Origin of the sequence: Pseudoalteromonas amylolytica (assembly GCF_001854605.1) — a bacterium.
Taxonomy (GTDB): Bacteria; Pseudomonadota; Gammaproteobacteria; order Enterobacterales; family Alteromonadaceae; genus Pseudoalteromonas; species Pseudoalteromonas amylolytica.
Genome location: NZ_MKJU01000007.1, coordinates 62,360 through 73,929, shown reverse-complemented (window position 1 = coordinate 73,929; position 11,570 = coordinate 62,360). Strand labels below are relative to the sequence as shown.

General features: G+C 42.5%; 8 protein-coding genes. 4 read left to right on the top strand and 4 right to left on the bottom strand.

Annotated features, from left to right (window positions below; translation table 11 throughout):
* Positions 1 to 487 precede the first annotated feature (487 nt).
* Both gppA and rhlB read right to left on the bottom strand, forming a co-directional pair.
* Positions 488 to 1,990 (bottom strand): guanosine-5'-triphosphate,3'-diphosphate diphosphatase, encoded by a 1,503-nt coding sequence (gene gppA, locus BET10_RS03760; protein WP_070983499.1) that lies wholly within the window; start codon positions 1,988 to 1,990, stop codon positions 488 to 490.
* 44 nt (positions 1,991 to 2,034) lie between these two features.
* Positions 2,035 to 3,309, bottom strand: coding sequence for an ATP-dependent RNA helicase RhlB (rhlB, locus tag BET10_RS03755; RefSeq protein ID WP_070983498.1), 1,275 nt, complete (start codon positions 3,307 to 3,309; stop codon positions 2,035 to 2,037).
* A 91-nt stretch (positions 3,310 to 3,400) separates the two neighbouring features.
* Between rhlB and trxA the strand changes: the two genes are divergently transcribed.
* From trxA to BET10_RS03740, 3 genes are all read left to right on the top strand, one after another.
* Entirely contained in the window at positions 3,401 to 3,727 is a 327-nt protein-coding gene (gene trxA, locus BET10_RS03750; RefSeq protein WP_070983497.1) for a thioredoxin TrxA, read from the top strand.
* A gap of 208 nt (positions 3,728 to 3,935) precedes the next feature.
* Positions 3,936 to 5,195, top strand: coding sequence for a transcription termination factor Rho (gene rho, locus BET10_RS03745; protein WP_070983496.1), 1,260 nt, complete (start codon positions 3,936 to 3,938; stop codon positions 5,193 to 5,195).
* Between the two features lie 120 nt (positions 5,196 to 5,315).
* Positions 5,316 to 6,572, top strand: a complete 1,257-nt coding sequence (locus BET10_RS03740) for a methyl-accepting chemotaxis protein (RefSeq protein WP_070983495.1) — start codon at positions 5,316 to 5,318, stop codon at positions 6,570 to 6,572.
* Here BET10_RS03740 and BET10_RS03735 read toward each other — a convergent pair.
* A complete protein-coding gene (locus BET10_RS03735; protein WP_070983494.1) occupies positions 6,549 to 9,380 on the bottom strand; it encodes a response regulator in 2,832 nt (943 codons plus the stop codon). The genes BET10_RS03740 and BET10_RS03735 overlap by 24 nt on opposite strands.
* Before the next feature lie 67 nt (positions 9,381 to 9,447).
* Here BET10_RS03735 and BET10_RS03730 point away from each other — a divergent pair, with 67 nt between their 5' ends.
* Positions 9,448 to 10,032 carry a DNA-J related domain-containing protein gene (locus BET10_RS03730; RefSeq protein ID WP_070983493.1) on the top strand — a complete coding sequence of 195 codons (585 nt, stop codon included), beginning with the start codon at positions 9,448 to 9,450 and terminating at the stop codon, positions 10,030 to 10,032.
* Here BET10_RS03730 and dbpA read toward each other — a convergent pair.
* A complete protein-coding gene (dbpA, locus tag BET10_RS03725) occupies positions 10,022 to 11,410 on the bottom strand; it encodes an ATP-dependent RNA helicase DbpA (RefSeq protein ID WP_070983492.1) in 1,389 nt (462 codons plus the stop codon). The two genes, BET10_RS03730 and dbpA, sit on opposite strands and share 11 nt — an antisense overlap.
* Between the last annotated feature and the right edge of the window lie 160 nt (positions 11,411 to 11,570).

The following is an 11,570-nucleotide window of genomic DNA, read 5'->3' as shown; positions in this document are numbered from 1 at the left end:
CGCTCATTGAATTCTGATTTTGTTCTTGTTACCAAGAACGAATTGACTGTGCTGCAACAAATTAAATTTATTGCCGTTGGTCACTCAGTTCAATTGAGACTCTAAATGTTTTGTTAGAACTCAACCTGTACGAGTGCCCACACAGATGATTGCTTCATATTTTTAAAGAACGTTGCGATGATTCAGCGCTTGGCTTCATCTCGCTAGGGGTGTGCATTCTAAGCATTCCCTATTTTTTGTCAACACTTAATTTTAAGTTTTCTTGGTAAGAAAAAAGCAAAGTTAAGTTTTACTCGACGCTGACCCGTTGTTGCTTTGCTTATTCAGCGTAGCGCTCCGTGTCAGTGGGGTCGCATTATAGGGCGGCGAACAAAAAGCGCAAGCGGTTTTTACAGAATTATTGAAGAAAAGTGATAAAAACAGACCGTTCGCATTATTTTTGAGCGGAACTTATATTTTTTGATAGTTTTATATACAAATAAAGCGCTTAATCGCGCTTTATTTGTATATTCCAACCGACTTTACGCTGATATTGCGCTTCTTGTTGTAATTCGCTTTCCATAAGTGGATGATTCGCTAGCCAATCTGCTTTAAAACTTAGCACTAGCTGTTCCTGAGCATCTGCAGAAACCATAACAGGCGGCACCATATCGTCTTGTCTGCGCATTGATAGAATAACCGCAAGCCTAACAATACGACTTAGTCGTTGCGAGGCTTTAGTGTGAGCCCCTAGATTAGCAAAGTTATTCAAATTGAGATCCGCTCTATGCGATGAGGTTAACGCAACGATCATCTGTTTTTCTATTTTTGAATAACCGGGCATACCCGTATGAGTCAGAATATAAGCACTATGTTTATGATAAAGCTTATAATCCACAATTAACCCAATTTCATGCACACAAGCAACGGCACTAATTATCTTCTTGGTCAGTTCAAGATCTAGTTGCCACGTATCTGCTAGCTGTTTAGCTAAAGACAAAGCAAGCTCAGCAACATAGCTAGCTTGGCGTTTGTCTACATGGTAACGATCCATAAAACTATCTAATGTGCGTTTGCAAATATCTGAGTTGTGAAGCTCTGGGATCATGCTATATAGCACACCTTCACGCAAAGCACCGCCCGCAAGCCCCATCTGCGCTATATGTAGTGATTCAAAAAGAGCTATGAGGATAGCTAACCCAGATACAAATACCAATCTGCGTTCTTCACTGAGTCCAGGCAGATCAAGCTTGCTTATGCTTTGACAAGCGATAGCTTGCGCCTGAATATCATGAAGCTTCTTAAGCGTTAGTAAGTCAGATTGGCCATCTGCTGCGAGTATTTCTTGAATGGCTTGCACAGTGCCAGAAGCACCTATCGCCAGCTCCCATCCCAGCGCAACAAAGTCTTTTTGTATTGGTGACACGACTTTTTTTGCTGAAATGATAGCTTGATCAAAGTTCTCGGAGCTAAGTAAACCATCCGAAAAATACTGTTCGAGAAAAGTAACACAGCCCATGTTTAAGCTTTTATATAGTAGGGCGTCAAATCCTTTACCGATGACAACTTCAGTACTCGCACCGCCTATATCAATCACTAATTGGCGACCTTGGCAAGCTGATGTGTGCGCAACACCTTTATAAATAGTCTTAGCTTCTAGTTCACCACTAATCACATTGATCTTATGATTGAGGATTTGCTCTGCCCGCGTTTTAAACTCTTCCGCGTTCTTGGCCAGTCTAAGCGTTGCTGTCGCAACGATGCTAATATTTGCCTTGGGTATATCTTGTAATCGCTCTGCAAACAGGGCTAAACACTCCCATCCTCTTTGCATCGCTTCTTCTGACAACATATTGTTTTTATCTAAACCTGCAGCCAAACGTACTTTGCGTTTAACACGGCCAATAGTATGTACACCACCCGCAACATGTCTTGCAATAAGCATATGAAAGCTGTTTGAACCTAGGTCTATAACCGCGAACACGCTACTTTGAGGAATTTTCTGCCCCACTAATGTAAACCTCTAGAAACAAGTACCAATGTGATCGCTCTAATTTAATTATTAGAGCGCGACTTTTGGTAACTACCTTGGCGACGGCCGTTATTACGGTTGCGTGGTCCAGATGAGTAGTTCCTTTTTCTTTGCATATTAGGCTTAGTTAAGTCATCAAGCAAAGCTGTTTTATCATAATGCGACAGCGGAATTGCATGTTCGATGTATGATTCGATCTCATGTAAGTTGTAGGCATATTGCTCACAAGCAAAACTGATAGCATGTCCCGATGCACCTGCACGACCGGTTCGCCCAATTCGATGAACATAATCCTCACAATCGTCAGGCAAATCAAAGTTGAAGACATGACTTACTTCTGGAATATGTAACCCACGCGCTGCCACATCAGTTGCGACCAGAAAATCAACATCACCTTTGGTAAACTGCGCCAAAATACTCTGTCGTTTTTTCTGATTGACGTCACCAGTTAGTAGCCCCACTCGATGTCCATCGGCTTTCAGCCACGCGTAAACGTTTTCACAACTTTGCTTGGTGTTAGCGAAGATAATCGCTTTATCCGGCCACTCTTCTTCAATTAAAGTCAGTAGCAATGGAATCTTATCATCGTGCGAAGGGTGAAATAACTCTTCCTGAATACGCTTACCAGTTTTCACATCCGGCTCAATCTGTACATGTTCAGGGTTAGTCATATGCTCAAAAGCCAACTCTTGAACTCGGTACGATAGGGTCGCCGAAAATAATAAATTTAGTCGTTCAGATGTCTCCGGCATCCGATTGAACAAATAACGAATATCCTTAATAAAGCCCAAATCGAACATACGATCAGCTTCATCCAACACCACAACTTCGATTTCATTAAGGCTATACGCGCCTTGTTTGTAGAAATCTATTAGGCGTCCGGTCGTGCCAATTAAAATATCTACACCATTTTCTAACTGTGCACGTTGTTTTTCATAGTCTTCGCCACCATATATCAAACCTAGTTTGAGATCACAGTGTGGCGCAATAATTTTTGCATCTTTATGTATCTGAATCGCCAGCTCCCTAGTGGGAGCCATGATCAGTGCCCTTGGTTGCTTTCTGGAAATGCCTTCTGATTGCATCAAACGATGACAAGTGGCTGTTAAGAAAGCCAAAGTTTTACCTGTCCCCGTTTGAGCTTGGCCCGCAATATCACGGCCATCAACAACAAAAGGCAAACACTTTGCTTGGATTGGCGTACAATATTCAAAGCCATTCGCGGTTAAGCCGGCGACCACTTCCGGCGCTAAAGCAAAGTCAGAAAATTTTTTATTGGTCAAATGTGTCTTAGTCATAGCGATAAAGCATAACGTTTAAACTTGCAATAAGAAACAAGAGTGTTTAAATACGCATTAAATAATTCGCCAAATTCTAACGGAGAGCGCAATGAGCGACAAAATTATTCAACTTACCGATGACAGCTTTGAAGCAGATGTACTTAAATCAGACAAGCCTGTACTTGTTGATTTTTGGGCAGAATGGTGCGGTCCTTGTAAAATGATCGCCCCTATTTTAAACGAAGTTGCTGAAGAGTTTGATGGTAAAGTAACCATAGGTAAACTTAACATTGATCAAAACGCAGGTACACCACCTAAGTTCGGTATTCGTGGTATTCCTACCCTTTTACTATTTAAAGATGGTGCTGTGGTAGCAACTAAGGTAGGCGCATTATCTAAAACTCAACTTGTCGAGTTCTTAGAAAGTAACGCTTAACAAAGCCTTAAATATGTACCCGAGAATTAAAAATCGGGTGCATATTGCCTTGTTTCCAGTTTAATTTTAGATTTTTCACACAAAATTTGTATAAAGACTGGACGCCCAGCGACCTAACTGCTAATTTATATCACCACTAACCTTTAGATTTATCAAATCAACCTCTCTCGTTTACGAGAATGACAATTGTAATAAAGAACCCACCAATATGCATTTACGCGAACTTAAAGACAAGTCAATCAACGAACTTGTAAAACTAGCCGAGTCTATGGGACTCGAAAACGTAGCCCGTCTAAGAAAACAAGACATTATTTTTGCCATTTTAAAAGCCCACGCCAAAAGTGGCGAAAACATTTACGGCGGCGGTGTTTTAGAAATTCTACAAGATGGCTTCGGCTTTTTACGCTCATCAGAAGCTTCTTACTTAGCTGGGCCAGATGACATTTATGTCTCACCAAGCCAGATTAGACGTTTTAGTATGCGCACCGGTGACACCATCAGCGGCTTAATTCGCCCACCGAAAGATGGTGAACGTTATTTTGCGTTACTGAAAGTCAATGAGGTTAATTTCGATAAACCCGAAAACTCTCGTACCAAAATACTATTCGAAAACTTAACACCTATCCACGCGAACGAACGTTTTGTTATGGAACGTGGTAACGGTAGTACTGAAGACATCACAGCACGAGTATTAGATCTTGCTTCTCCTATCGGTAAAGGACAGCGTGCGCTTATCGTTGCACCACCGAAAGCTGGTAAAACCATGCTACTTCAAAACATCGCGCAGTCAATCACTTATAACAATCCAGATGCAACACTGATGGTATTGTTAATTGACGAACGTCCTGAAGAAGTAACCGAGATGCAACGCCTAGTAAAAGGTGAAGTAATCGCCTCTACGTTTGATGAACCAGCCAACCGCCACGTACAGGTTGCAGAAATGGTTATCGAAAAAGCTAAACGTTTGGTCGAGCACAAAAAAGATGTTGTTATCTTACTTGACTCAATCACGCGTTTAGCTCGTGCTTACAATACCGTGATCCCATCATCAGGTAAGGTATTAACAGGTGGTGTAGACGCAAACGCACTACATAAGCCAAAACGCTTCTTTGGTGCAGCGCGTAACGTTGAAGAAGGTGGTAGTTTAACCATCATCGCAACTGCTCTTATCGATACCGGCTCTAAAATGGATGAAGTTATCTACGAAGAGTTTAAAGGTACCGGTAACATGGAACTGCATCTTAATCGTAAGATTGCTGAAAAACGTGTTTTCCCAGCTATTGATTTCAACCGCTCAGGTACTCGTCGTGAAGAGTTGCTGACGAAAACCGACGAGCTACAGAAAATGTGGATCTTACGCAAGATAGTTCACGAGATGTCGGAGATTGACGCCATGGAATTCCTCATTGACAAGCTATCAATGAGTAAAACAAATGATGAATTCTTTGATCTAATGCGAAGAAAGTAGCAATTAAAGTTTAAAAGAAGCCTGTTTTTACAGGCTTTTTTATTGCCTATCGCTTGGCTAAGTAGGTTTTATCAACTATATATTATGAGTCTTTTAAAACTTAAATGGACTCGTTAAACAATGAAGTCACTGCACCTAGCTATGCTTTTGTTAGCCCTTAATGCCTTATTATTGATAGGCATAGGCGTGCTCTTTTCATTATCCGTGAGTGCAATTACGATACTCACCATAACCTCATCTATCATCATGTCGGGCTGCATCCTCTACTATCATCGAAAGCGCCAAGATACCTCTTATTTAGACATGCTTGTGCAGAAACTGGTCAACGAGGGTTGTATTGATCTGACCTTTCGCTTTGATGAAAATGATAAAGACATCCCCCCAGCCTGTTTAGCACTCAATGCCAGTTTGATCACCGTTGAGCATATTATTGGTGAAGTTTATGCCTCATCAGCAAGGCTTTCACCAATGGCCGATAACTTGCGCGATACATATGCATCTATGACACAAAAAGCGTCCATTCAACATGCTCATGGCCAAGATTTAGCGTCTTCAATAAACCGTATGTTAGAAGTATCTAGGGAACTTGATGAGAATTTAGAAAAGATCTATCACTCCGTCGAGGAGGCAACACACGCCGTCAAACAAACTCGCCAAGATACCGACAAAAGCCAAAGAAGCTTACTTGGGCTTGTAGATAATATTGAACAAACCAGTAAACAGATTGAGGCGCTCAAAGCAGATAGTGACTCCATCAGTTCTGTCATTGATGTCATTAACTCTATTGCTGAGCAAACCAATTTACTTGCGCTCAATGCTGCTATTGAAGCAGCCCGAGCGGGTGAACAGGGTCGTGGCTTTGCGGTTGTTGCTGATGAAGTACGTAGCCTTGCCGCACGAACCAGCCAATCTACCCAGCAAGTTCGAGACATGGTAACCAAAATTCAGGCTGGTACCGATAGTGCTCATAGCTTAATGCAGGAGGCGTTAACACAAACAGAGCAAACGGTATCGCTATCAGAAGCATCGACGAAAGAAATGGATCAAATTGAACAAGCGATGGTGAACGTCAACGATATGTCTCAAAGCATTCATACCCAAGTGGAGCAGCAAAAAGCGGTCTCTGATGAAGCACAAAGTAGTATTGAGTCGATGGTAGAGTTAAATTCCGATGCGTTATCTAACTCTAAAATTCAAGCCGTATCCAGCAGCGACTTGCTCAATTTAGCTGTTACCATACATGAAAAATTATCGCTGTTTAAAGCAGACTATGATCCGCCCGACATGTCGCAAAGAGAGCCCAAAGATAAAAATCTGGCCCAAGATAAACCCAGCGAGACTGAAAAAGAAAGCTCATCCGACGTCGAGCTGTTCTGACAAGCCGAGATACTGTAATTCGTCACACAAAATCAGATACAAATGCTCGGCTTGCTTATACTGCTCTTTTGATAGCATTTGCTCCAACTGTCGAGAAGTATTTGCCAAAGATATGAAACTAAATGTACTCGCAGCCCCAGACAAGCGATGGCATGCGCGCTGTAAGCTTTCCCACTGCTGAGTTTGCCAAAGCTCAATGATTACAGAGCGCTCGTTGGATAATGTTGCTACAAAACTTGCTGCCAAATCACTAATATCTACCTGACTAGATACCAACTCCGATGCTGTTGATATATGCCTTTGCAAAGCTTTAATTAATAGCTTGCGATCAAGCGGTTTACCCAAGTGCCCGCTGAATCCTGCTTTTAAATATGACTGTATCTCATGTTCCATTACATTAGCAGTCAATGCATACACCGGTTGGTCAAAACCAGATTGGTGTAGCAGGTTAAGCGCTTCTACACCATCCATTTTTGGCATTTGTATATCCATTAACACAACATCAGGATACTCTCTTAGGCACAGCTCTACCGCTTCCTCACCATTTCTCGCTACCACTACCTCTAGACCAAGTTGCTCAATCAGTCGTTTAAAAAGTGCGCGGTTATCATCATGGTCTTCGGCCACAAGCACTTTCCCATAGTCCCAACTAACTTCTTGCTGTTGCTCTAAACTTTGTGGTAACTCGCGCTGTTGTGGTGCGCATGGAATATAAACAATAAACTCACTGCCCTTGTTAAGCTCACTATTGACACTAATGCTACCGCCCATCATATCAGTCAGCTGCTGTGATAAGCACAGCCCTAAGCCTGATCCTCCAAAGCGACGGGTAATACTGTTGTCACCTTGCTGAAAGCTTTCAAATACTCGACTCAGTTGCTCTTGGCTCATACCGATACCGGTATCCAAAACCTTGAAAATCAACCCAGAGGGCTGGCAACTTACTTGTAGCTCGACCCCTCCGTGCTCGGTAAACTTGACTGCATTCCCCAACAAGTTAATCAGGATCTGTTTAAGACGAACATAGTCCAGCTTAACCATGACTGATTCTTCATTGTCGCTTTCAATACTAAATTGCAGCGCTTTCACCTTACAGGCGTTATAAAACATGTCACTAATATCATCGAGTAGACTTTGTAAGTAAAACTCTGTGTATTCCAAGTCTAAGCGCTGCGCTTCAATACGACTCAAGTCAAGCACATCACTAACTAAATCCTTTAGGTGCTCTCCTTGGCGCTGGATAACCCCAAGCGATGTTTTGAGCTCAAAGTTCTGCCCATGTTCATTTAACATAGCCTCGGCCTGTCCAATAATCGAGGTTAAGGGGGTTCTGATCTCATGGCTTATGTTGGCAAGGAACTGATTTTTGACTTGGTTAGCTTCTCGCAGTTCATCCGCAACACGCTGTAACTCAGCGGTTCTCTCTGCAACCTTTTCGCGCAGTTCAACTTTCGCATTCTTCTCAGCTTGCTTGAAGTACAGACTGACGACAGCAATAAAAAGCGACAACACCACCATGGAGCTTAACCAGATCACTTGCTCACGCTTTTCTATTTGTAGTGTTTGAAATGCTTGCTTTTGCTTCAGCTCTGTAATTTCTCTATTTAACTCAGCGGCTTCAATTCGGTTTTGATACTCCATCATTTTGGCGAGAACATTCTTGTTCAAAAACTCATATTGATTTGTTTGATAGCTCGTAAAGTTTAACAGTGCCTGTTCATGCTTCCCCGCGCCAGCTTGGATCAGAGCCAATGTTGCAAGCTCATCTTTTTCTAAATAACGCGCGCCCGTTTCGGTGGCCAATGACATAGCCTCATTAACCATCAGTTCCGCTTTAACTAACTCTCCTTTCACAAACATCGCTTTCGCCAGTGGAAACAAGGCAGACATACGCCCAGTGTCGCTATTTATTTTCTCCGCATAATACAAAGCAAAATTGGCCTCTTTTTCTGCTTTATCAAATTCCCCTTGCACGAGACTCACATTTGCGAGATTCGCATGCTGAACCATCAAATGATCCATATTATTTTGCTGTTCGTAGTAGTCTATCGCTGCCTGAAAGTGATATCGCGCAGAGTGCGTCATGCCTTTCTTACTGAATAACTCCCCCAAATATGTGTTTGCCAATGCAACCCCATAGCTATCACCCAACTCTGAAAACATTTTCATACCGGTGTTGATCATCTCTTGGGCAACATCAAACTGATATTGACGAATGTAAACCACCGACATATTGAGCATGATATCCGCCTCATGCTGCATTTCTCCTAGGCCCTGATAAAACTTCTGTGCTTCACCAAAATGAGAAATCGCTAAACCTAGCTCATTGGTTTTAACATAAGTCAATCCTAGGTTGTTATGCATGTTGGCTTGTTCTAATGGATTATTGCGTTTGCTCGCAATATTTAGTGCTTTTAAATACTGAGGGATAGCTGTGGTATAAAATCCTTGATGATACGCGTTGATAGCCAAAAGTTTGGTGGCAAAATAGTACTCATCACTGAGCGGTTGCTGCACATATTCCAACTCTATTTCTTTAAGGTATTGCTCTGTGGTAGTAAAGTCGTCACGTTCAAACGCCTCTCTTGCGAGTGACTTTAGTAACTCAAAGCGCTGCTTTGAGTTTAAATTTGGATGGGAAAGTAGCTGATGGCCTTTAATGGAAATATCTTGCCAGCTTTCTAAATCTCCAAGCGCCTCTATCTGGGTATCAAGCGACGGCGTAGGCTCTTGCGCAGAAACAGCCAAGGTTATGTTGAAAATCAACATTATATATATCAGCGCTCTACCTATAAGCCTTTTACCCATCCTTGTTTCCACCACCTGCTACAAAATAATGCTATGCTGAAGATACACTAACTCAATTGGTGGAACAATGCTCAACCCTTTAGTCGATACTATTTTCCTCATCATCTGTGATAAAAAAGTACACAAAGTTCATACATTAGCGGGCAAGTTAGGCCACCGACGGGCCTTTCCTCAACTAGACTCAGAGCCAAATAAAGAACTGTTTAAGAAGAACTTTTTAATCATGAATGCACTGTACCAGTTGCAAACTGAGTTATTACAAGAAGGTCTTTTCCTCAGTGTTAGCAGCATGCATATTCAGTTAGTAGATATTTCCAAAAATACGCCGCTACCACCTGATCCACTGCGAGATTATTACTTGGACTGGGAAAATTATGAAACTACGAAGGAAGAAATATTAGAGTTACTCGATACATTCTGGCAAAGTTTCGCAGCACCTAGCATACCAACAAACATACCCACTACAGTGATCCAAGATATTTGTAAGCACTGGCAATTACCCTATCCATACCAAAGGCAGCAACTCAAACGAACGTGGCGACAACAAGCTGTATTACAGCACCCTGATAAAGATGCAGGCTGCGAGCAGCGCTTTAAACAACTCAAAGAAGAGTATGACTTACTTAAAGCGCATCTGGCTGTTATTGATTAATACGGCGAACGCGAAATTTACGACCTTTCAGTTTGCCCTCACTCAGCTTACGAAACGCGGGCTTTGCCGCCTCTCTGGCGACTGCCACATAAGCACTGTTATCTAGCACATTGATTTTTCCAATTTGTGTAAAAGCGATGCCTTGTTCACCCGTTAAGCTTCCTACAATATCACCTGGGCGTACCTTTTGTTTTTTACCACCATCTATTTGCAGCGTCACCATGTCTGGTTTATAGGGAGGCTTATCAAGTAGGCTTAACGATGGCATGGGCGCAGGTTCAAAATCACGATCATATACATCACCAATCTGAGCCACTTTAAAGGCTTCGCTCTCGCCGTAGATTGAACAAGCTAAGCCTTTCTTTCCACCTCGACCTGTGCGTCCAACACGGTGCACATGCGTTTGCGGGTCGTGTGCAAGATGGTAGTTGATCACCATATCCATATCATCTATATCTAAGCCCCTCGCAGCCACGTCTGTTGCAACCAAAATAGATGCGCTCTTATTAGCAAAACGGATCAGCGTTTGTTCTCGCTCCCTTTGTTCCAAATCACCGTGCAGTGCCACCGCATTAAAGCCAGCAGCACGTAGTTCATCACAGGCTTTTTGTGTTTCAACCTTGGTATTACAAAATACTACACAGCTTTGCGGCTTGTGTTGTAACAGCAACAGTCTCAAGGTATTAAAGCGTAGTTTGTTATTATCCAGCTTAAAAAACAGTTGCTTGATGCTGGTATTGACCGTTTGTTCTTCAACTTTAATCATTTGAGGTGATTGCATCACGCGCTCGGCAATTTCTTCAATGCGCTTTTGATAGGTCGCACTGAACAACAAGGTTTGTCTTTGCTGTGGTAAGTAAGAAACAATATTATCTAGCGCATCAGCAAAACCCATGTCCAGCATTTGGTCAGCTTCATCTAATACCAGCGCAGATACTTCAGATAGATTGAGCGTGCCCTTAAACAGATGATCCTCTATTCGACCAGGCGTGCCGACTATGATGTGCGCACCATGTTCCAGAGATCCAATCTGTGGTCCAATGGGTACACCACCACACAAGGTTAAAATCTTAATATTATGGATGCCTCGAGCAAGTTTGCGCAGCTCCGTAGCCACTTGCTCAGCCAACTCTCTGGTTGGGCATAACACTAACCCTTGAATTCGATAGCGAGCAACATTTAAGCGTGACAATACTCCTAAACCAAATGCGACGGTCTTACCCGACCCTGTTTTGGCCTGAGCAATGACATCTTTGCCAGATAAAACTACGGGTAAACTTTGCGCTTGTATGGGCGTCATATTTTTAAACCCTAAATCAGTCAGGGTATCCAATAGCTCCTGGGCCAAAGGTAGGGTGTTAAATGCAACTGAACTCATGTGCCGTTCTCAAAGGATTAAATGATTCGAGATTCTAGCAGAAATCTGTGTGTGCGAGTATCACATCACGGCAAGTATTTACGCCTGCTTGACGCTACTTGGTATTACCTTTGAGAAGTTCTATCAGTCACCTACACTGTGACATTCGCTTAGACAAAGT